We start from the raw sequence: 21,505 nt of genomic DNA, 5'->3' as shown, positions 1-21,505 counted from the left end.
CTCTCCAACTTTCGTTATCGCTATCATTGGCCTCGCGGACGCCGCCGTCAAGGACGCAGCGCCGCTACCGCCCGATCACCATCACCAGTGGATCCAGCGCCTGCCCGGTCGGCAGCCGTCCCTCAACCGACAGTTGGCCGCGGGCATCGTCCCACACCAATGTCGCGCTGCGTCCACCCCCCGTGCGCCACGCGTTGGTCGTCCCGTCGTCGTCGTACAGCGTGAAGCGCGCGTCCCGCCCCGGATAGACGCGGACCTTGGCCAGCCCCTGCTCGCGGGCGGTGCTTTGCACCTGCTCCCCGATCGGCAGGATCGATCCGGCGCGCACGAACACCGGGATGCGGTCGATCGGCGCCGCCGCGTCGATCCACTGGCCACCGGTGTGGCGCTTGTCGGTCCACAGATCGTACCAGTCCGTCCCAGCGGGCAGATAGACGCGGCGGCTGGTCACCCCCTGTTCGGTGACGGGCGCGACGAGGAGGGCAGGGCCGAACATATATTCGTCGCCCAGCGTCTTGGCGGTGGCATCGTTCGGGAAGTCCATGAACAGCGCCCGCATGAACGGCGCACCGGTCAGGCTGGTCTGGCGTCCCAGCGCATAGATATAGGGCAGCAGTTCGTACCGCAGCCGCAGCGAGGCGGCGAGCACCGGCTCGGCCGCCGTGCCATAGTCCCAGATCGCCGTCGCCGGCCGCTGGCCATGGATGCGCAGCGTCGGCGTGAACACATTATACTGGAACCAGCGCACGAACAGCTCGGGATAGTCGCGATACGACGGCGCCATGGCGGTCGCGCCCGCCGGATCGATCAGCACGGGGCGCTGCGCCGCCGGGCCATTGGGCCACTGCCACCCGCCCGTATCGCTCGACCAATAGGCGATGCCGCTCGCCGTCATGCCGAGCCCCGCCGGCACCTGCCGCCGCAACGCCTCCCACGTCGAGCGCACGTCCGACGACCAGAACAGGCAGCCGTTCGCCTGCGTCCCCAGATAGGCCGCCCGGCACAGGATCAGGTTGCGCATATCCGGCCGGTCGCGCGCCGAGCCTTCCGCGACACTCAGCGTATGCAGCAGCGGGAAGACGTTGTGATAGCGATCGCCCGTGCCGATCGCATAGTGGAAGCCGTCCGGCACCAGATCGGGTTCGGTCTCGTCCAGCCAGGCGAAATCGAAGCCCGCGCTGAAGATATCGTCGCGGATCTTGCCCCAATACCAGGCGCGTGCGTCCGGGTTGGTGCTGTCGATCAGCGCGCCCGCGCGATCCGATCGGATCGACAGTCCGTCCACCGGCTTGCCCTCCGCGTCGTGCAGCAGCCAGCCCTTGGCGGCGAGCGTGTCGAACCAGCGGCTCTCCTTTTCGAACCGCGGCCAGATGCTGACGATGCTGCGGACGCCCTGCGACTTCAGATGGGCGTTCATGGCGACCGGATCGGGAAACGCCGTCCGGTCGATGTCCAGCTGCCCCATCCGGGTCCAATAGAACCAGTCGAGCACGATGATGTCGAGCGGATAGCGGCGCTGCCAGTACCCGTCCGCCACCGCGGTCAGCTCCGCCTGCGTCTCGTAGCGCGCCTTGCTCTGGATCAGGCCGAAGGCTGCTTTGGGCGGCAGCGGCGTCGCGCCGATCAACCTGGCATAGCCCGCATACAGATCGTCGCTGGTCCGCCCGGCGATGACGAAGAACGACACGCGCTCGCCGACGTTGGATTGCAGATGCGTCTGGCTGTGCAGGCCGGGCGAGACGATCGTCGCCGACGGATTGTCCCACAGGATCGCATAGCCTTTGTCCGTCACCATGAACGGCACGCACACCGCTTCGCCGGCGGGGCGATCGTAATCGTGGCGGCAATCGATCGTCCGCCCGCGCAGGTCGAGCACGCCGTCCTGATATTGGCCCAAGCCATAGTAGTGCGTGTCGGGCGTGTCGGCGAAGGTCGCGCCGACTCGGAACGTATGCTCGCCCGTTACGTCGTGCGGCGCCATCTCCCACCCGGTCATCGCGGTCAGCGGTGTGCCGTCGGCACGGTCGAAGCGGATCGACACGGGCGGCAGAGACGGAGCGAAATAGCGTTCCATCTGGCTCGGCGGCTTGGGCCAGGGTTGCGCCGCCACGGTGACGCGCAGGTCGCCCGAGGCGAAGACGTCGCCGCCGTCGTTCCCCCGCTGTCGGCTCCAGCCCGCGGCATCGCTTTTGCCGGAAATGCCATAGCCCGGCAGGCCTTCCGCTTGGCCCCGATCCGTCGCGATCGTCACGCGTACGATCCCCGGCCCGTAGGGCTCCACCGACACCAGCGCCCCATGGCGCTCGACGGTCGCCAGTCGCTGGGCATAGGCGGGCGCGCTGCCGGCCAGCAGCGCGGCGATGAGGGCGAGGCGCTTCATCGGCCCGCTCCCCGTTCGCCCAGTGCCTGGCGGATCGCCGCCTCGGCCACGGGCCGCATCGCAGCATAGCCCGCCGCCGTCGGATGCACGCCGTCGCTCGCCAGCCCCGGCTTCATCGCGCCTTGCCCGTCGTCCAACACGGGATGATAATCGACATAGGTGAACCCCTCGCGCTGGGCATACTCCCGGATCCACGCATTCAGCGCCGCGATCTGCGGCACCGGCTGCTTGTCCTTCGCCCAGGGGAAGGCGCCCGCCGGCGGCACGGAGGCAAGGATCACCCGGATGCCATGCGCGCGCGCCAGCTCCGCCATGCTCGCGATATGCCCTTCCACCGTCTCGATCGTTGCTGCACCGGTGTTGCCGGCGATGTCGTTGGTGCCGATCATGATGTGGACGGCCTGCGGGTGCAGGTCGATCACGTCCTGGCGAAAGCGGACCAGCAGCTGCGGCGTCGTCTGCCCGCCGATCCCGCGATCGATCACGCCGTCGCTGAAGAAGGTGGGATCGAGGTTGATCCAATTGTCGGTGATCGAGTCTCCCGCGAATACCACCCGCGGCCGTTCCGTCAGCGCGGCATTGGCGGCGCGATAGCGGCATAGCTGCCCGAAATCGCGGGTCAGAGTGTGCAACTGCTGCGCGGCCCAGCCAACCTTGGGATGGGCAGGGCAGGGATCGGCGACGATCCCGGTCGGGTCGCTTGCGAAGGGATCGCCGGCGGCGCTGACCTGTGCCGCGGCGGGCACCGCGCCCGACACCAGCACCGCGGCGCCCATGACACCCAGCCAACCATTGCCCACGACATTCTCCCCTACCTCTTGTGAGCGCTATCGTAGCCGCCCGGTCGCGCGTGTCCAATCTCTCAGCCGGTCGGATTGAAAAAGGGGCTGTCCTACACGCTTCGTTCGATCTATGTTCCTGGCATAGGCCAAGGGATCGTCACGGAAAAACACCCTCTTCGGCGTGACTTTTGTGACCTTTCGAAGGGACGTTCGTGGACCAGTTGCTTGTCGTTGCCATTCTCGCGCTTGCCGCCGGCCTGCTGATCGGTTGGCTGCTGGCGGCCCGTCGCAGCGGTCGACTCGCCGCCGATCTGGCGGTCGCGCAGAGCAAGGTCGCCGACGCTGAGCTCGTCGCCCGGACGCGCGACGCGGTGGAGCGCGAACGCAACGACGCGATGCGCGAACTCGCCGGTTTGCGAGCCCAGGTCGACGATCGCATCGCCACCGCCGACGCGCTGCGCACCGAACTCCTCGCCGTCCGCAGCGACCGCGACGCGGCACGCGCCGACCTTGCCGCCGCCGGCGCGCAGGTCGAGGCCGCGGAGGTCCGGCTGATCGACCTGCGCGCCCAGATCGATCAGAGTCTCGCCGCTGCCGACCTGCTCCGCCGCGAACTGGCGACGATCCGCGCCGATCGCGATGCCGCCCGCGCCGATCTCGCCGCGATGCAGGCACAGAGCGAGGCATTCGAAGCCCGCCTCGCCGACATGCGCGAGGCGAAGGAGATGATGGCGACGCAGTTCAACGACCTCGCCAACAAGGCGCTGACCGACGCGCAAAAGGCGTTCCTCGATCGAGCCGAGGCACGCTTCCGCCAGTCCGAAGAACTTGCCGGCAGCAATCTCAAGTCGCTGCTCCAGCCGGTCAACGACCGCCTGGCGCGCTATGAAGAGGGCGTCGCCAAGGTCGAGGCCGAGCGCCGCGACGCCTTCGGCGACCTCAAGGGCCAGATCGAACAGATGCGCCTCGGTCAGGAACGCGTCTCGGGCGAAGCCGCCAAGCTCGTCAATGCGCTCCGCAATGCACCCAAAGCCCGCGGTCGCTGGGGCGAACAGCAGTTGCGCAACGTCCTCGAAACCTGCGGCCTTGCCGAGCACACGGATTTTGCGATGGAGGTCAGCGTCGCGGACGGGGAAGGGGGGCGCCTGCGCCCCGACGCGATCGTCCGCGTCCCCGGCGGCAAGTCGCTCATCATCGACGCCAAGGTGTCGCTCAACGCCTACCAGGACGCGTTCGGCGCGGTCGACGAGAACGAGCGCCATATCGGCCTCACCGCCCATGCCGCCTCGATGCGCGCGCATATCAACGGCCTCAGCGCCAAGGCCTATTGGTCGCAGTTCGACGATACGCCCGAATATGTCGTGATGTTCGTCCCCGGCGAACACTTCCTCTCCGCCGCGCTGGAGCATGACGCCGGCCTGTGGGACTATGCCTTCGACAAAAAGGTCCTGCTCGCCACCCCCACCAACCTCATCGCCATCGCCCGCACCGTCGCGGCAGTGTGGCGTCAGGAAAAGCTCGCCAGCGAAGCCCGTGCGATCGGCGCGCTCGGAAAGGAGCTGTACGACCGTCTCGCCAAGGCCGGCGAGGATCTGCGCAAGGTCGGCAGCGGCCTCACCACCGCGGTGAACAATTACAACAGCTTCGTGTCGAGCTTTGAGAGCCGTGCTCTGGTGTCCGCACGCAAGTTCCGCGACCTCAACATCGAACCCGGGGCACGCGAGATCGGCGTTGCGGAACCGGTCGAGGCCTTGGCGCGCTACGGCGATGACGTACTGCGCCTTCCCGACGCAGCCGAATGAGGAACCCGCGATGAAGGGCATGCACCCCGGCGATATCGTGATGGATCAGGACGGCCGCATCACCGGGATGGTCGCCGGCGATGTCTTCATCCGTCCCGGCTGCGACGTCCGCATCAGCGGCATGGTCGCGGGCGACGTCTATGTCGAAGAGGGTGCCCGCGCCCGGATCAGTGGCATGGTATCCGGCAGCGTCTTCAACGATGGCGGCGCGGTGCGCGTCAGTGGCATGATCGGCGGATAGATGGCTTGCTCTACCCTGCGGCCTGTCTGCGGGCAGCATGGGTACAGAAACCGAAACGATCAGCCCCGATCGTTTTCACCAAGATGGTCATGTTGCCGTAAAAACGGGCAATCACCGGCTCTGCTGAGCCAGCACCTCATAGGCCATCACCGCCGTCGCGACCGCCGCGTTGAGGCTGTCCGCCTTGCCCAGCATCGGAATCTTGACCAGCAGATCACACGCCGCGGCATACTCCGCCGGCATCCCCTGCGCCTCATTGCCCGTCAGCAGGAACGTCGGCGCGGCATAGGTCGCCCCGCGATAGTCGTGGGTGGTGTCGAGGCTCAGTCCCACCAGCTGTCCCGGTCCCTGCCGCAGCCACCCGAGGAACTCCTCCCAACCGCTCCGAACCACGGGCACGGTGAACAGCGCCCCCATGCTCGCGCGGACGGCCTCGACCGAGAAAGGATCGACGCATTCGCCGATCAGGATCAGCCCGCCGGCGCCCACCGCATCGGCGGTGCGTAGGATGGTGCCGAGATTGCCCGGATCGCGCAGTCGCTCGGCGACCAGCCAGATGCCGGCACTGTTGCGGTCGAGGTCGGCCAACGCGCGGTCGAATTCGTCGAACACGCCCACGACGGCCTGCGGGTTATCCTTGCCCGACAGCTTGGATAGGATGTCGGGCGTCGTCTGGATCGACTCGCCGCCCGCCATCTCGACGTCGATCGACAGCGCATGGACCAACGGATGGTCGGCATTGGCTGCCGCATAGAACAGGATGCGGGGCAGGCGGCCCGTCTCGCGCGCTTCGGTCAGGATGCGCAGGCCCTCGGCCATGAACTGCCGCGCGCCGCGACGATGCTTCTTGTCGCGAAGTTCGCGGGCATATTTGACCAGCGGGTTGGAAAAGGCGGTAATCTCTCGGGGCATGGCGTGTCGGGCCTTCGCGCTAGCCGGAGGCTGACGCAAGGCAAAAGCGACACGCCCGGCCGGCGCGGCCGACAGCCGCGTCCGACGACGCGACTTTGCCGCGGCGCTGCCCTAAACGGAACGCCAGCCGAAATCCCGCCGGCGCCTCGCTCAGTCTTCGCCGAACTTCGCCTCGACCAGCTCACACAAGGCGCTCACCGCCGCCTCGGCCCCGTCGCCCGCCGCGCTGATCGTGATCGAATCGCCCTTGGCGGCGCCCAGCATCATCAGCCCCATGATCGACGTGCCGGTGACGGCGCCGTCGTCCTTGCGCACCTGCACCTCGACCGGCTGGCTGGAGGCGAGGGTGACGAACTTGGCGCTCGCCCGCGCGTGCAGGCCGCGCTTGTTGGTGATCAGGACGGTGCGCTCGATGCCGGCGCTCATGCCGCCGCCTCGCCCAGCACCTCGGATGCGACCGAGATATATTTGCGTCCCGCCTCGCGTGCCGCGGCGACCGCCTCGACCACCTTCATCGATTTGCGCGCCGACCCCAGCCGGATCAGCATCGGCAGGTTCATCCCAGCGATCACCTCGACATGCCCGCGCGTCATCAGCGAGATGGCAAGGTTCGACGGCGTACCCCCGAACAGGTCGGTCAGCACGATGACGCCACGCCCCGTATCGACCGCGGCGATCGCCGCGGCGATGTCCGCGCGGCGCTCTTCCATGTCGTCGTCGGGACCGATCGAGATGGTGGCGATCCGCTCCTGCGGCCCCACGACATGTACCATGGCGGTCACGAACTCTTCGGCGAGCCGTCCGTGCGTCACCAGAACCAGGCCAATCATATCGGTTACGTTACTCATTTGCTGGCCGGCGGCCCCTCGAGCGAGTCCTGCGGTGCGGCCCCCAGGTCGCGATGCGTAATGGTGGGCGAAAAACCCGCGTCGCGCAACCGTCGAGCGAGATGTTCCGCGACATGGACCGAGCGATGCCGCCCGCCGGTGCAGCCGATCGCGACGCTGACATAGGCTTTACCCTCAGCGCGATAGCGTGGGATCAGCAGTTCGAGCAGGCTGCCGATCTGCTCCATCGCGGCGGGATAGGCGGGGTCGGCCGCAACATAAGCGGAAACGTCGGCGTCCAGGCCGGTGCCCGGGCGCAGCAGCGGGTCCCAGTGCGGATTGCGCAGGAAGCGCATGTCGAACACCAGGTCGGCGTTGCGCGGAATGCCGCGGGCGAAACCGAACGACTGGATCGACAGCACCGGCGCATCGCTGCCCGACACGGCGAAGGTCGACCGCACCTTTTGCGCGAGCATGTTGGCGCTGAGGTCGGTGGTATCGATCAGCCGATTCGCCCATTCGCGCAGCGGCGCCAGCAGCTCGCGCTCGCGGGCGATGCCGTCGCTGGCCGGACGGTCCGGGGCAAGCGGATGGCGCCGTCGCGTTTCCGAATAGCGGCGCTCGAGCTCGGAGCCCGCGCAATCGAGGAACAGCATGCCGACGTCGAGCCCATGGCCTTCGCGCAGCGCGCGGATTCGCTCGATGATCCGTTTCGGGTCGAAGTCGCGCGTCCGCGCACCGATACCCAGCGCCAACGGCTGAGTGCCATCCGCAGCACCCTGTGCCAGCGGCGCTTCCAACAGTCGATCGAGCAGGGCGAGCGGCAGATTGTCGACCACCTCCCACCCCAGGTCTTCCAGCGTCTTCAACACGGTCGACTTGCCCGCACCCGACAGACCGGTGACGAGCAGAATGTCCTTGGTCATCAATACGTCCCTGCAATGCGGGAAAAGAGGAGAGGGCGTGTCACGCGGGCGTCGCCCCGGGTTGGCGGACCGCCCATTCGATCTTCAGCGGGGTCGAGGCGTGATGTGCGTCGAAGGAAAGTTCGCGAACGGCGATCCCGGCGAGCAGCCGTTGTCGCCGCTCGGGCATGCGGTCGGGCTCGCCGCCCAGATGCACGATCAGCGCGACCGGCAGGTCATCCACTTGCGGCATGCTGACGATGCCGAGGCCCCGGACCTCGATCTGGCCACGAATGGTGTCCGGCGCCCGTGCGAGCAGGGCGGTTCCCTGCCGCACCACCAAGGTGCGATCGTCGCTGACCAGTACCGCGCCGCGATCGATCAGGCGCAGCGCCAGATCGGACTTGCCGGTGCCGGACACACCCTGGATCAGCACGACATGCCCATCGATCGCGACACTGGTCGCGTGCAGCATTTCCGACGAAAGGATGGTCATGATGCTCAGTCCGCCGCAGATGGCGCGCCCGCGATCGGCAGGCGCACGACGAAGCGCGCGCCCGCCAGCCGGTCTTCGCGCGATTCGACGATGATGCTGCCCTGATGCGCCTCGACGATGGTTCGCGCAATGGCGAGGCCCAGGCCGCTATGCTGACCGAACGCCTCGCTCTCCGGCCGGATTGACTGGAAGCGCCGGAAGATCGCCTCGCGCGCTTCCTCGGGCACGCCAGGGCCTTCATCCTCGACGCGGACGACGACGTCTTCGTCGCTCCGTGCCGCGGCAATGGCGACGAGACCACCGTCGGGCGAGAAGGATAGAGCGTTCTCGATCAGATTTTCGAACACCCGCTCCAACCGGGCGCCCTCGCCGAGCACGACCAGCGGTTGGCCATCATCGTCGACCCGCAACCGGATGTGCCGCTCCACCACGCGCTCGACGCGCTGGGCGACGAGCGCGCGAATCATCGCGGCGACATCAATCGGCTCGAAATGCGCCCGGCTGAGCTGCGCATCGAGGCGCGATGCCTCCGAAATGTCGGTGATCAGTCGATCGAGCCGATGCACATCGTCGCGCACGATCCCGAGCAGGCGCGCTTGCAACTCAGGATCCTTCACCCGCCCTAGCCCCTCGACCGCCGACCGCAACGAGGCGAGGGGGTTCTTCATCTCATGCGTCACGTCGGCCGCAAACGCCTCCGTCGCATCGATCCGCGCGCGGAGTGCGAGGCTCATGTCGGACAGGGCGCGAGCGAGGCTGCCGATCTCGTCGCGGCGCGAGGGCAGGCGCGGCACCACGACCTCGCGCGCGCGTCCCAGCCGCACCCGCACTGCCGCCCGCGCCAGCCGACGCAAGGGCCGTACGATCGTGCGTGCCAGGAACAACGACAGCAGCACCGAAACGAGCGTCACGACGAGCAGCACGATGCTCAGCCGGAACCGCTCGATCCGCACCGTTTGCGTGATGTCGCGCGCGTTGATCGTACTCATGACCACGCGTTTGCCGGGCAGAGGCGCCGCGACGGTGATGACCGGGGTGCGATCGGGCGCCCGCCAGATGCTGCCCGACACCTTGCTCTGCGCTGCCGCGACGGACACGTCCGGCCATTCGCGTCCGTCCCCACGCTCGCGGTACAAAGGTGGGCGGACCGCGCCGACGATCGTATCGATGGCCGCGTCGAGAAAGCGAGCGACGCTCTGGTTCCACGCCTGCTTGTCCGGGTCGAGCAGCACGGCGTTGCGGACGCCGAGGTCCCGACTGTCGGCGATCGTCCGCCCGCCGCCATCGAAGATACGCAGCCGTGCGCCGGTGTCCCGCGCCAGTCGCGTGATCAGATCGTCCCGCTGTTCCGGCCCCACCATCGCCAGCGATTCGGCGATCAGCCGCCCTTCGCGGACATATTGCGCCACCCGCGCATCGAGCAGCCGGCTGCGGTACGAATCGAGGTAGAAGAACCCGCCCGCCAGCAGCAGCAACGCGAAGATGTTGACCGCGAGGATGCGGCGGGTGAGCGAGATCTGGCCCGACCAGCGGAGCGCGAGGTCGCTCGCCTCGCGTCGCCGGTCGCTGCCTTCACTCTTCTGAGAAGCGGTAGCCGGCGCCATACAGCGTCTCGATGGCGTCGAATTCGGGATCAACCTGTCGGAACTTGCGTCGCAGCCGCTTGATGTGGCTGTCGATCGTCCGGTCGTCGACGTAGATGTCGTCCTGATAGGCGGCATCCATCAGCTGGTTGCGCGTCTTGACGATCCCCGGGCGCTGCGCGAGCGTTTCGAGGATCAGGAATTCGGTGACGGTCAGCGTAACCGGCGCATCATCCCAGGTGGTGCGGTGCCGCGCCGGGTCCATCGACAGGCGCCCGCGGATGAGCGGCGCCGCCGCCGTCGTGTCGCCTTCCTCGGCGGGGCTCGCCACCGCCTCGGTCCGGCGCAGGATCGCGCGGATGCGGGCGATCAGCAGCCGCTGGCTGAAAGGCTTGGCGATATAATCGTCCGCGCCCATCGCCAAGCCGAGCGCCTCGTCCAGCTCGTCGTCCTTGCTGGTCAGGAAGATAACCGGGATCTGGCTCTTTTCGCGCAATCGCCGAAGCAGTTCGAGGCCATCCATCCGCGGCATCTTGATGTCGAAGATGGCCAGGTCGGGCGGGTTGTCGGTCAGGGCCTTCAGCGCCGTCTCGCCATCCGAGTAGACGCGTGTGAGAAACCCCTCCGTCTGGAGCGCGATGGACACGGACGTCAGGATATTGCGGTCGTCGTCGACCAGCGCGATCGTCGCGGTCATGCTCGGGGGCGCCTTCGATCCATAGAGCGTGGCCTAGGGCAAAGCGCGTCGCGGCTCAACACCCGCCCCTGCGGCAAGTGTTTGACGTGTTAAACGCCGTGTCCTATATGATGGGACATCAGCGGCGTGCGCACAGCCCCTCCCCAGGATGTGCAGGCCGCGGCGAGTCATGGGAGGATGATTGTGAACGAGCGCATTCCGCACGCGGGTCTTGCCGCACAGGGTATCGAAACGCGCGCCGACCTGCATTGGAACCTGGTAACGGCGCGGCTGGTCGAGGCCGCCGTCGCGCGCGGCGAGGGCAAGCTTAGCGCTGACGGACCCCTGGTGGTCGAAACCGGCGCGCATACCGGCCGGTCCGCGCAGGACAAGTTCATTGTTCGCGATGCCGAAACCGACGGCACCGTCTGGTGGGGCAAGTCGAACAAGGCGATGGCGCCGGAGCATTTCGCCGCGCTGAAGGCCGACTTCCTGACGGCGCTGGGCAGCAAGGAACATCTGTTCGTCCAGGATCTGTATGGCGGATCGCAGCCCGAAAACCGCGTGCGCGTGCGCGTCATCAACGAACTCGCTTGGCACAATCTGTTCATCCGCACGATGCTGGTCCGCCCTGAAGAGCATGAACTGCGCGACTTCCAGCCCGAATATACGATCATCGACCTGCCGACCTTCCGCGCGGACCCGGCGCGTCACGGCACGCGCAGCGAGACGGTGATCGCGGTCAACTTCACCGAAAAGCTGATCCTGATCGGCGGCACGCGCTACGCTGGCGAGATGAAGAAGAGCGTATTCGGCCTGCTCAACTATCTGCTGCCGACGACCGGCGTCATGCCGATGCACTGCTCGGCCAATATGGGCGCGGATGGTTCGACTGCGGTGTTCTTCGGGCTGTCGGGCACCGGCAAGACGACGCTGAGCGCCGATGCCAGCCGCACGCTGATCGGCGACGACGAACACGGGTGGTCGGACACGGCGGTCTTCAATTTCGAAGGCGGCTGCTATGCCAAGATGATCCGCCTGTCGGCCGATGCCGAGCCGGAAATCTTCGCGACCACCAAGCGCTTCGGCACGGTGCTGGAAAACGTGGTGATGGACCCGGTCACGCGCCAGCTCGACCTTGACGACAACAGCCTCGCCGAAAACAGCCGCGGCGCCTATCCGATCGACTTTATCCCCAACGCCTCCGAGGAGAATATGGGGGGCGTGCCCAAGAACATCGTGATGCTGACGGCGGATGCCTATGGCGTGCTGCCGCCGATCGCGAAGCTGACGCCGGATCAGGCGATGTACCACTTCCTGTCGGGCTATACCGCCCGCGTGGCGGGGACCGAGATCGGCGTGACCGAGCCTGACGCGACCTTCTCGACCTGCTTCGGCGCGCCGTTCATGCCGCGTCACCCGTCGGTCTACGGCAACCTGCTTAAGGAGCGCATCGCCAAGGGCGGCGTCGACTGCTGGCTGGTCAACACCGGCTGGACCGGCGGCAAGTACGGCGTCGGTAACCGCATGCCGATCAAGGCGACGCGCGCGCTGCTCAACGCCGCGCTCGACGGCAGCCTGAAGGACGCGGAATTCCGCACCGATCCCAATTTCGGCTTTCAGGTGCCGGTTGCGGTGCCGGGCGTCGATGCCGCCATCCTCGATCCGCGCAGCACCTGGGCGGATAAGGACGCCTATGACGCGACCGCCGCGCGTCTGGTCGACCTGTTCGTCGAGAATTTCGCGCAATTCGCCGACCATGTCGATGAAGGCGTCCGTCAGTCCGCGCCGCAGGTGAAGGCGACCGAAGCCGCTTAATGCGCATGGCGCCGCGGGCCCAGGGGGGCTCGCGGCGCTGTCACGCGATCATCGCAGGACTTTCCCCGGCGCGTCACAATCCGCGCGCATGGCGCCGCTCGACGCACAGCCGAGGGGTGGGCAGATGACGGGTAACACGCAGAAGGCGGTGGCCGCAGCGATGCAGCGGCATGGCCATCTTTCCAAACAGGGCCTGCTGGAGCGCGCTTTTACCTGGGCGTTTCGCGGCCTCGTCTATGCGCAGATCTGGGAAGACCCGGTCGTCGATATGGCGGCGCTGGCGATCACGCCGGACTGCCACGTCGTCACCATCGCGTCGGGCGGCTGCAACGCGCTGTCGTATCTGACCGCCAATCCGGCGGCGATCACCGCGGTCGATCTCAACACCGCGCATATCGCGCTCGGCACGCTGAAGCTTGCCGCGGCCCGGCATCTGCCGGATCATGCGAGCTTCCTTCGCTTCTTCGGCCACGCCGCCAGCCGTGACAATCTCGACGCCTATCAGCGCTACATCCGCCCGCATATCGACGAGCCGACGCGCCGCTATTGGGAAGGCCGCGACCTGATCGGTCGACGCCGCATCGGCGGCTTCGCGCACGGCGTTCACAAGCGCGGTCTGCTGGGCCGGTTCATCGGCGCCGCGCATATGCTCGCCAAGCTCAACGGTGTCGATCCGCGCCTGCTGCTCGATGCGCGATCGATCGAGGAACAGCGCGCGATCTTCGATCACAAATTCGCGCCCGTCTTCGACCGGCGCTTCGTCAAATGGTTGACCGACCAGCCGGCCTCGCTGTTCGGCCTTGGCATTCCCCCCGCGCAATTCGATGCGCTGGCCGGCGAGGAGCGTATGGCCGGCGTGCTGCGCCAGCGCCTGGAAAAGCTTGCCTGTGGCTTCGACCTCAAGGACAATTATTTCGCCTGGCAGGCCTTCGGCCGTCGGTACGGCGAAGGCCCCGCCGCGCCGCTGCCGCCCTATCTGCAAGCCGAGCATTATGACGCCATCGTCGATCGCGTCGGCCGCATCACGCTGGCCCACGCCAATCTGACCGAGCATCTCGCGAGCCTGCCCGATGCCTCGCGCGATCGCTACATCCTGCTCGACGCACAGGACTGGATGACGGACGCGCAACTGTCCGCGCTGTGGACGCAGATCACCCGCACGGCGCGCCCCGGCGCCCGCATCCTGTTCCGCACCGCCGGGGAGGCGGACATCATCCCCGGCCGCATCCCCGACGCCGTCCTGTCGCGCTGGGCGTATCAGGCCGAGGCGTCGAAAGCCTTCACCGCGCAGGATCGGTCCGCGATCTACGGCGGCGTCCACCTCTACATCCTACAGGATGCGTGAGGTGGATCATGCCGCGCGGATGGACCGCATCTACGCGGGCCAGCGCCACATCTATGATCTGACGCGCAAATATTATCTGTTCGGGCGCGATCGGATGATCGATCGTCTGGACCTTCAGCCGGGTGCGACCGTGCTGGAGGTCGGCTGCGGGACGGGACGCAATCTGATCCGGGCGGCGCGGGCGTGGCCGGACGCGCGTTTCTACGGTCTCGATATCTCGGCCGCGATGCTGACCACGGCGCGGGCGAAGGTTGTGGCGGCGGGGCTGTCGGGTCGGATCACGCTGGCACAGGCCGATGCCGCAGATTTCGATCCCGTCGCGCTGTTCGGCATCGCGCGGTTTGATCGGGTCGTCTTCAGCTATACGCTGTCGATGATCCCGCCATGGCGCGCCGCGTTGCAGCAAGGGCTGGCGGTCACGGCAGCGAACGGGCGGCTTGCGGTGATGGACTTTGGCACGCAGGGCGGCTGGCCGGCGTGGTGGCGCACGGCGTTCCTTGCCTGGCTGCGCCATTTCGACGTGACGCCGCGCGCCGATCTGGCGGAGGAGGTCGCGAGCCTCGCCACGCTAGCCAACCGACAGGCCGATACGCGGGCGTTATGGGGCGGTTACGCCTGCGAAGCGACGATCGCCTGAGTCGTCAGCGGCGTTCGACCAGACCCGTGGCGGGCAGGGGCCCTTCGCCGAGCTGAAAGAAGCGTTCGACGATATCGCGCGCGAGCCGTGCGGGCCGCAGCGTTTCCGCGTCGAGGCAGCACCAGCTCGATTTCACCTCGGCGACCACCTCTTCACCGCGGCGGATGACGGTGTCGTAGAAGGCGCGTGCGCCCTGAACCTTTTCCAGCAAGACCGTCGCGATCACGTCGTCGCCCAGGAACGTCGGCTTGCGATAGGTGATCTCGTGCTTCAGCGCGACCCACAGGTGGGCGGCGACCGCATCGGCGGGCGCGAGCTTCTGCCAATGGCTGACGACGGCGTCCTGCACCCACTTCAGATAGCTTGCGTTGTTGACGTGCCCCATGAAGTCGATGTCGGCCGGATCGATCGGAACCGGAAATTGATGCGGAATGCTCTGCGTCACACCTGTGGATATAGCAGTTCCCGCGCGATCCGACAGGGCCGATCGGGATGGATGCGACGAATGGCGCGGTGAACGTCGGTCAGTCGCCCGCCTGTTCGACGGTAACCATGCCGCCGTCGACCGCAACGATGCGGACACGGTCCCCCACTGCCGCATGCGGTCCTCTCGCCGGCCAGCTGCCATCGCCGATCCGCACCCGGCCGCCGGCCTCGCCGATCGCTACGTCGACCAGTACGATCTCGCCGATCAGGCGCGCCGCCCGGTCGTTCAACTTGGGGTCGCTGCTCGACACGGGAAAGTCCCGATACCAGCGCCGACCGACCAGCACCGCGATGACGCTCCAGACGGCGAAGGCCGCGATCTGGGCTGGCAGCGGCAGCTCCGGGACCACCAGCACGACCGCGCCGACGACCGCTGCGGCCGCCGCCAGAAAGATCGCGAACACGCCTGGGATCAGCAGTTCCGCAATGCCGAGCGCCAGCGCGGCGATCAGCCACGCACCGCCGGCCCCGCCGATCGTGTCGAGCGTCACGCCTGCGGCAATTCGAACGGCCCGCGCTTTGGTTCGGGCTTGGCCGTGGTGGGGGCAGGGGATTTCGCCAGCGCGTCCTTCGCCAGTTCGCCGATGCCGCCCAGCGTTCCGATCAGTTGCGTCGCTTCCACCGGGAACAGGATCGTCTTGGCGTTGGGGCTGGTGGCGAACTTGCCGACCGCCTCGACATATTTCTGCGCGACGAAATAGTTGATCGCCTGCGTCCCGCCTTGCTCGATCGCCTCCGACACGACGCGCGTCGCTTTCGCCTCGGCCTCCGCCGCGCGTTCGCGCGCTTCGGAATCGCGATAGGCCGACTCGCGCCGTCCCTCGGCTTCGAGGATCCGCGCCTGCTTCTGGCCTTCCGCCCGCAGGATCTCCGATGCGCGCGTGCCTTCGGCCTCCAGGATGTTGGCGCGCTTCTCGCGTTCGGCCTTCATCTGCCGGCCCATGGCCGCGACGATATCGGCCGGCGGGCGGATGTCCTTGATCTCGACGCGGGTGATCTTGACCCCCCAGGGTACCGTCGCATGATCGACCACCGACAGCAGTCGCGCGTTGATCTCGTCGCGCTTCGACAGCGTTTCGTCGAGGTCCATCGACCCCATCACGGTGCGCAGGTTGGTCGTCGTCAGCTGCAGCAGCGCGGTATAGAGGTTCGAAACCTCATAAGCCGCCTTGGCCGCGTCGAGCACCTGGAAGAAGACGACGCCGTCGGTCGAGATGATGGCGTTGTCCTTGGTGATGATCTCCTGACCCGGAATGTCGATCACCTGCTCCATCATGTTCATCTTGCGCCCGACCCGATAGAAGAAGGCGGGGTAGAAGTTGAAGCCCGGGCTCGCCGTGGTCGTGTATCGGCCGAAATGTTCGATCGTATATTGATAGCCTTGGCGAACGATCTTGATGCTCGTCATCAGGTAGAACAGCACCAGGACGAGGGCGAAGGCGGCGATCGTAATGGCCATGGGTGTCGTATCCCCTTGCCGCGCGAATCTGCCCCGCGCTGTGGTGCGACGTTAGCACAGTCCGCCGGCCATGCACGGCCCTCTAGCGCTTCTGCTGCACTGCGGTTACATGGCCCGCCACTTACTCCCCTCCCGCGAGGACATGGCACCTTGGATATCCGGCTCGGTCTCACCTTCGACGACGTATTGCTCGTACCGGGCGAGTCGGACATCCTGCCGAGCACCGCGGATACGCGCACGCAGCTGACGCGCGGCATCGCGCTCAATATCCCGATCCTCTCGTCCGCCATGGATACCGTGACCGAGGCCGACATGGCGATCGTCATGGCGCAGTTGGGCGGGATCGGCGTTCTCCACCGTAACCTGTCGATCGAGGAACAGGTCGCTGCGGTGCGGCAGGTCAAGCGCTTCGAATCGGGCATGGTCGTCAACCCGATCACCATCGCGCCGACCGCGACGCTCGCCGAAGCGCAGGCACTGATGGCGCATCACCGGATCAGCGGCATCCCGGTCGTCGAGCGCGACGGCAAGCTCGTCGGCATCCTGACGAACCGCGACGTGCGCTTCGCCGGCAATCCTAAGCAGCCCGTCGCCGAATTGATGACGCATGAGAATCTCGCCACCGTCACCACCGACGTCGGGCAGGAAGAGGCGCGCCGCCTGCTGCATCAGCGCCGGATCGAAAAGCTGCTGGTCGTCGACGACGCCTATCGCTGCGTCGGCCTGATCACGGTGAAGGACATCGAAAAGGCGGTCACCTATCCCTCGGCGACGAAGGATGCCGCCGGTCGCCTGCGCGTCGCCTCGGCGACGACGGTCGGCGACAAGGGCTTCGAGCGGACCGAGGCGCTGGTCGATGCCGAATGCGACCTGATCGTCATCGACACCGCGCACGGCCACAACCGCGACGTCGCACGCGCGGTCGAGCGGGTGAAGAAGCTCAGCAATTCGGTGCAGGTCGTCGCCGGCAACGTCGCGACCGGCGAAGCCACGCGCGCGCTGATCGATGCGGGGGCGGACGGGATCAAGGTCGGCATCGGCCCGGGCTCGATCTGCACCACGCGCGTCGTCGCCGGCGTGGGTGTGCCGCAGCTCACTGCGGTCATGGACTGCGCCGAGGCGGCGGCGAAGGCGGGCGTGCCGGTCATTGCGGATGGTGGCCTGCGCACCTCGGGCGACCTCGCCAAGGCGCTTGCCGCCGGCGCATCGACCTGCATGGTCGGCTCTTTGCTTGCGGGCACCGAGGAAGCGCCGGGCGAAACCTTCCTCTACCAGGGCCGCGCCTACAAATCCTATCGCGGCATGGGCTCGGTCGGCGCGATGGGTCGCGGCTCGGCCGATCGCTATTTCCAGGGCGATATCAAGGACCAGATGAAGCTGGTGCCAGAGGGCATCGAGGGGCAGGTCGCCTATAAGGGCCCGGCGAAGGACGTGATCCACCAGCTGGTCGGCGGCATCAAGGCAGCGATGGGCTATACCGGTTCGGCGACGATCCCCGACCTCCAGACGCGCGCCCAATTCGTCCAGATCACCGGCGCGGGCCTGAAGGAAAGCCACGTCCACGACGTCACGATCACGCGCGAAGCGCCCAATTATCCGACCCGCTAAGTGACGCCCGCCGCCCGCACCCAGGCCGCGATCGAGCTGCTCGATGCGGTGATCGACGCCGCGCGCAGCGGCGGCGCGGCGGCAGACACGCTGATCGCGCGCTATTTCGCGACGCGTCGCTATGCGGGATCGAAGGATCGCCGCGCGGTGCGTGACCTCGTCTATGCCGCGATCCGGCGGGCAGGGGACGTGCCGGTATCCGGCCGCGCCGCCATGCTGTCGGTCGCGGCAAGCGACGCCGCGGTCGCTGCGACCTTCGACGGCTCCGCACACGGACCGGCCCCGATCGCCGCGGACGAACCGATGGCAGCCAGCGGTGTCATGCCCTCGTGGCTCGCGGCAGCCTTATCGGCCTCCGGCGTCTCACCCGATCAGCAGGCCGCCCTCATCGACCGAGCGCCGTTGGACGTGCGCGTCAATCGCCGGTTCGCCGATCCGGCGTCGATCGCTTCAGCCTTGGATGGCGAACCGATCCCCGGCGTGCCCGATGCGCTCCGCCTGCCGACCGGCACGAACGTCGATGGCTATGCCGGCCAGATCGAGGTCCAGGATGCCGGCAGCCAGATCGTCAGCCTCGCCGCTCATGCGCAGCCCGGCGAGCGTATCGTAGACCTGTGCGCCGGCGGTGGTGGCAAGACGCTGGCGCTCGCCGCAGCGATGCGGAACGAGGGCCACATCCTCGCCACCGATATCGATCGCGCGCGGTTGTCCCGTCTGGCGCCGCGGGCCGAAAAGGCCGGCGTGACGATAGTCGAAACCCGCCTGCTCGACCCCAAGCGCGAGGCGGCAGCGCTGGCCGATTGGGCGGGGACGGCCGACACGGTGCTGATCGATGCTCCCTGCTCGGGCACCGGAACGTGGCGCCGCAATCCCGAGGCGCGGTGGCGGCTCACCGCCGACCGGCTTGCGCGTTTCGCCGAGCAACAGCGTCATGTGCTGGATGTCGGGGCGGCGCTCGTCCGACCCGGCGGGGCATTGGTCTATATCGTCTGCTCGCTGCTCGACGCCGAAGGCGCCGGGCAGGTGGAGGCGTTCCTCGCCGATCATGCCGACTGGCGCGCCGAACCGCTCGATCTGCCGGCAGGCAGCCCGCGCGGCGCCGGTCTGCGGCTCGATCCGGCAAGCCATGGCACCGACGGATTTTTTGTCGCGCGGCTGATCCGCGCCTGCTAGTCCTCGGGGCGTGCCCCCCGTGGAGACCTTCATGCGCGTTACGTCCGTCGCCCTTGCCGCTGCGCTGACCCTCGTCTGCGTGTCCACTTCGCTCAGCGGCCAGCGTCCCGACGATCAGATCGACGCGCGGTCGCTGCAATTGCTCAGCGAAGGACGTTCCGCCAAAGCTGCCGGCAATCTGGATCAGGCGACCGACCTGCTCGAAACCGCCCTCGCGGTCGATCCGCGCAACCGTCAGGCGTTCATCACGCTGGCGCAGGTCGCCGAAACGCGCGGTCTGCCCGGCAACGCGATCCGCCTGTATCGCGAGGCGCTGACGCTCGAGCCCAACGATGTCGCCGCGTTGCGCGGGCAGGGCGAGGCGCTGGTGATGAAGGGCGCCGTCGCGGTCGCGAAGGGCAACCTCGCCAAGATCCGCACGCTCTGCAAGGGCGCCTGCCCGGAGGCCAACGAACTCGCCGCCGTCATCGCCAAGGGCCCGCCGGTGACGACGGCACAGAACGACGCGAAGCCGGCGACCGCCAAGCCCTAAGCGCCGGCGCCGACCTCCCGCGCGAGCGCAACGAACTCCGCGACGCTCACCGTTTCCGCCCGCCGGGTGGCGTCCAGACCAAGCCGCTCGAGCGCGGCGAGCGCGCCCGGCACGCCCTTCAGGCTTTGGCGCAACATTTTGCGCCGCTGGCCGAAGGCCGCGGCCGTCACGCGCTCTAGCACGCGCACATCGACGCCGTCCGGCGCGTCGCCCGGCACGATATGCACCACGGCCGACATCACCTTGGGCGGTGGAGTAAAGGCCGAGCGATGCACCGGCATCGCGATCCGCGCGGTCGAGCGCCACTGGCTCAGCACCGCAAGCCGGCCATAGGCATCGTCCCCGGCGTCGGCGACGATCCGGTCCGCCACCTCCTTCTGGAACATCAGCGTGCAGGATTGCCACCACGGCTGCCATTCGCTGGTCAGCCAGCCGACCAACAGCGCGGTGCCGACATTATAGGGCAGGTTCGAGACGATATGCGGCCGCCCCGCGAACAGCGTCGGCGCGTCGATTTCCAGCGCGTCGCCCTCGATGACGCGCAGCTTGCCCGGATAGGCTTCCCCGAGCTCGGCCAGCGCGGGGATACAGCGCCGGTCGCGCTCGATCGCGGTCACCTGTGCGCCCGCCGCCAGCAGCGCTCGCGTCAGACCACCGGGACCGGGCCCGACCTCCAGCACCTCGGCACCGGCGAGTGGGCCCGGCACCGCCGCGATGCGGGCGAGCAACTGCCCGTCGAACAGGAAATTCTGCCCCAGCGCCTTGCTGGCGCTCAAACCGTGCCGGGCGATGACGTCGCGCAAGGGGGGGAGGGCCGGCGCAGGCGCACCGGTCGCAGGGGCATCGCTCATGCCCGAGCGCGCCGGTCCGCCGCCTGCCCCGCCATCGCGATCGCCGCGATCATCGCGCCGGGATGCGCCCGGTCGCTGCCCGCCAGATTGAACGCGGTGCCATGATCGGGCGAGGTTCGCACGATCGGCAAGCCCAGCGTCATGTTAACGCCCTCGTCGAAATGGAGCGTCTTGATCGGCACCAGCGCCTGATCGTGATAGCAGCACAGGGCCGCATCATAATGTTTGCGTGCGCGGGCATGGAACAGCGTATCGGCCGCGAACGGCCCGGTGGCGTCGATGCCCTCGGCGCGGAGCTGCGCGATCGCAGGCTCCAGAATGTCGATCTCCTCGCGTCCGATCGTCCCGCTCTCGCCCGCATGCGGATTGACGCCGGCAAAGGCCAGGCGCGGCGCAGCGATGCCGAAATCGCGCCGCAGGGCGGTCGCGGTCGTCCGTGCCTTCGTCACCAGCAGATCGATCGACAATAAAGACGGCACCGCCGCCAGCGGCACATGCGCGGTCAGCGGCACGACGCGCAGCGACGGCCCCGCCAGCATCATCACCGCATCCTCGGCCGCCACGCCGCAGCGTTCGGCGACGAATTCCGTCTGCCCTGGCTGATTGAAGCCGATGCCGTAGAGTTGCGCCTTGGAGACCGGTCCCGTGACCAACGCCTTCGCTGCGCCCCGCTGTGCAAGCGCAATCGCGCATTCCAGCGCGCTCAGCGCGGCCCGCGCACCGGCGACCGTTGCCGTGCCCGGCACCACGTCTCCCGCGGGCTCGACCGCCAAAACCGGAAGCGCCCGATCGAACACGACGGGCGCCTCGGCGATGTTGTCGATCACCTCGATCGGGCCATCCCACACACGCGCAACGGCGCCGGCATCGCCGACCATCGCAAAGGGCGGCAGGCTGCGCAGCGTGCGCACCACCCAGCTCTTGGCGATGATCTCCGGGCCGACCCCCGCGGGGTCGCCCATCGCAATCGCCAGCGCCGCCCCGTCCGTCAT

22 protein-coding genes are annotated in these 21,505 nt (G+C 67.6%); 8 read left to right on the top strand and 14 right to left on the bottom strand.

Going from position 1 to position 21,505, the window contains the following annotated elements:
- Positions 1–64 precede the first annotated feature (64 nt).
- On the bottom strand, positions 65–2,380 hold the full coding sequence (locus ACP690_RS12170) for a TIM-barrel domain-containing protein (protein WP_426261301.1): 2,316 nt from the start codon (positions 2,378–2,380) through the stop codon (positions 65–67).
- A complete protein-coding gene (locus ACP690_RS12165; RefSeq protein ID WP_426261327.1) occupies positions 2,377–3,156 on the bottom strand; it encodes an SGNH/GDSL hydrolase family protein in 780 nt (259 codons plus the stop codon). The genes ACP690_RS12170 and ACP690_RS12165 overlap by 4 nt, the downstream gene beginning before the upstream one ends.
- Positions 3,157–3,374: 218 nt before the next feature.
- Here ACP690_RS12165 and rmuC point away from each other — a divergent pair, with 218 nt between their 5' ends.
- A complete protein-coding gene (gene rmuC / locus ACP690_RS12160; protein ID WP_426261302.1) occupies positions 3,375–4,964 on the top strand; it encodes a DNA recombination protein RmuC in 1,590 nt (529 codons plus the stop codon).
- Between the two features lie 10 nt (positions 4,965–4,974).
- Positions 4,975–5,205, top strand: a complete 231-nt coding sequence (locus ACP690_RS12155) for a hypothetical protein (RefSeq protein ID WP_294314295.1) — start codon at positions 4,975–4,977, stop codon at positions 5,203–5,205.
- 111 nt (positions 5,206–5,316) lie between these two features.
- On the opposite strand, the gene ACP690_RS12150 is transcribed toward ACP690_RS12155, so the two are convergent.
- The 7 genes from ACP690_RS12150 to ACP690_RS12120 form a co-directional block, all read right to left on the bottom strand.
- Positions 5,317–6,117: a TrmH family RNA methyltransferase gene (locus tag ACP690_RS12150; RefSeq protein WP_426261303.1), complete on the bottom strand. Its 801-nt coding sequence runs from the start codon at positions 6,115–6,117 to the stop codon at positions 5,317–5,319.
- A gap of 150 nt (positions 6,118–6,267) precedes the next feature.
- Positions 6,268–6,543: an HPr family phosphocarrier protein gene (locus ACP690_RS12145; RefSeq protein ID WP_017978864.1), complete on the bottom strand. Its 276-nt coding sequence runs from the start codon at positions 6,541–6,543 to the stop codon at positions 6,268–6,270.
- Positions 6,540–6,947: a PTS sugar transporter subunit IIA gene (locus ACP690_RS12140; protein WP_017978863.1), complete on the bottom strand. Its 408-nt coding sequence runs from the start codon at positions 6,945–6,947 to the stop codon at positions 6,540–6,542. The genes ACP690_RS12145 and ACP690_RS12140 overlap by 4 nt, the downstream gene beginning before the upstream one ends.
- Before the next feature lie 14 nt (positions 6,948–6,961).
- Complete coding sequence (gene rapZ, locus ACP690_RS12135; protein WP_426261304.1) at positions 6,962–7,870, bottom strand: RNase adapter RapZ; 909 nt, start codon at positions 7,868–7,870, stop codon at positions 6,962–6,964.
- A 40-nt stretch (positions 7,871–7,910) separates the two neighbouring features.
- Positions 7,911–8,345 carry an HPr kinase/phosphorylase gene (locus tag ACP690_RS12130; protein WP_426261305.1) on the bottom strand — a complete coding sequence of 145 codons (435 nt, stop codon included), beginning with the start codon at positions 8,343–8,345 and terminating at the stop codon, positions 7,911–7,913.
- Positions 8,346–8,350: 5 nt separating this feature from the next.
- On the bottom strand, positions 8,351–9,949 hold the full coding sequence (locus ACP690_RS12125; protein ID WP_426261306.1) for a stimulus-sensing domain-containing protein: 1,599 nt from the start codon (positions 9,947–9,949) through the stop codon (positions 8,351–8,353).
- Positions 9,918–10,625 (bottom strand): response regulator transcription factor, encoded by a 708-nt coding sequence (locus ACP690_RS12120; protein ID WP_017978859.1) that lies wholly within the window; start codon positions 10,623–10,625, stop codon positions 9,918–9,920. Before ACP690_RS12120 ends, ACP690_RS12125 begins: the two co-directional genes overlap by 32 nt.
- Positions 10,626–10,802: 177 nt before the next feature.
- On the opposite strand from ACP690_RS12120, the gene ACP690_RS12115 reads away from it, so the two are divergent.
- From ACP690_RS12115 to ACP690_RS12105, 3 genes are all read left to right on the top strand, one after another.
- Positions 10,803–12,422 carry a phosphoenolpyruvate carboxykinase gene (locus ACP690_RS12115; RefSeq protein WP_017978858.1) on the top strand — a complete coding sequence of 540 codons (1,620 nt, stop codon included), beginning with the start codon at positions 10,803–10,805 and terminating at the stop codon, positions 12,420–12,422.
- Between the two features lie 124 nt (positions 12,423–12,546).
- Positions 12,547–13,767, top strand: coding sequence for a DUF3419 family protein (locus tag ACP690_RS12110; RefSeq protein WP_426261307.1), 1,221 nt, complete (start codon positions 12,547–12,549; stop codon positions 13,765–13,767).
- Positions 13,760–14,404: a class I SAM-dependent methyltransferase gene (locus tag ACP690_RS12105; protein WP_426261308.1), complete on the top strand. Its 645-nt coding sequence runs from the start codon at positions 13,760–13,762 to the stop codon at positions 14,402–14,404. The genes ACP690_RS12110 and ACP690_RS12105 overlap by 8 nt, the downstream gene beginning before the upstream one ends.
- Before the next feature lie 4 nt (positions 14,405–14,408).
- Here ACP690_RS12105 and ACP690_RS12100 read toward each other — a convergent pair whose 3' ends face one another.
- The 3 genes from ACP690_RS12100 to ACP690_RS12090 form a co-directional block, all read right to left on the bottom strand.
- Positions 14,409–14,849, bottom strand: coding sequence for an acyl-CoA thioesterase (locus ACP690_RS12100; RefSeq protein WP_017978855.1), 441 nt, complete (start codon positions 14,847–14,849; stop codon positions 14,409–14,411).
- 79 nt (positions 14,850–14,928) lie between these two features.
- The gene (locus tag ACP690_RS12095; RefSeq protein WP_426261309.1) at positions 14,929–15,381 is read right to left on the bottom strand and encodes an NfeD family protein; all 453 of its coding nucleotides are present in this window, start codon (positions 15,379–15,381) and stop codon (positions 14,929–14,931) included.
- A complete protein-coding gene (locus ACP690_RS12090; protein WP_017978853.1) occupies positions 15,378–16,349 on the bottom strand; it encodes an SPFH domain-containing protein in 972 nt (323 codons plus the stop codon). Before ACP690_RS12090 ends, ACP690_RS12095 begins: the two co-directional genes overlap by 4 nt.
- 150 nt (positions 16,350–16,499) lie before the next feature.
- Between ACP690_RS12090 and guaB the strand changes: the two genes are divergently transcribed.
- Genes guaB through ACP690_RS12075 form a run of 3 tightly spaced genes read left to right on the top strand, consistent with a single transcriptional unit; the run spans position 16,500 to position 19,662 of the window.
- A complete protein-coding gene (gene guaB / locus ACP690_RS12085; protein WP_017978852.1) occupies positions 16,500–17,957 on the top strand; it encodes an IMP dehydrogenase in 1,458 nt (485 codons plus the stop codon).
- Positions 17,958–19,130 (top strand): RsmB/NOP family class I SAM-dependent RNA methyltransferase, encoded by a 1,173-nt coding sequence (locus tag ACP690_RS12080; protein WP_426261310.1) that lies wholly within the window; start codon positions 17,958–17,960, stop codon positions 19,128–19,130. It begins immediately after the preceding gene.
- Positions 19,131–19,161: 31 nt separating this feature from the next.
- On the top strand, positions 19,162–19,662 hold the full coding sequence (locus tag ACP690_RS12075; protein ID WP_426261311.1) for a tetratricopeptide repeat protein: 501 nt from the start codon (positions 19,162–19,164) through the stop codon (positions 19,660–19,662).
- Here ACP690_RS12075 and rsmA read toward each other — a convergent pair.
- Entirely contained in the window at positions 19,659–20,513 is an 855-nt protein-coding gene (gene rsmA, locus ACP690_RS12070; protein ID WP_426261312.1) for a 16S rRNA (adenine(1518)-N(6)/adenine(1519)-N(6))-dimethyltransferase RsmA, read from the bottom strand. The genes ACP690_RS12075 and rsmA overlap by 4 nt on opposite strands.
- A complete protein-coding gene (gene pdxA, locus ACP690_RS12065) occupies positions 20,510–21,505 on the bottom strand; it encodes a 4-hydroxythreonine-4-phosphate dehydrogenase PdxA (RefSeq protein WP_426261313.1) in 996 nt (331 codons plus the stop codon). The genes rsmA and pdxA overlap by 4 nt, the downstream gene beginning before the upstream one ends.

This window comes from Sphingomonas sp. DC4900 (genome assembly GCF_049896485.1).
Classification (GTDB): domain Bacteria; phylum Pseudomonadota; class Alphaproteobacteria; order Sphingomonadales; family Sphingomonadaceae; genus Sphingomonas; species Sphingomonas aquatilis.
Note: the sequence above shows the minus strand (reverse complement) of the source record. Positions and strands in the feature narration are given on the sequence as shown.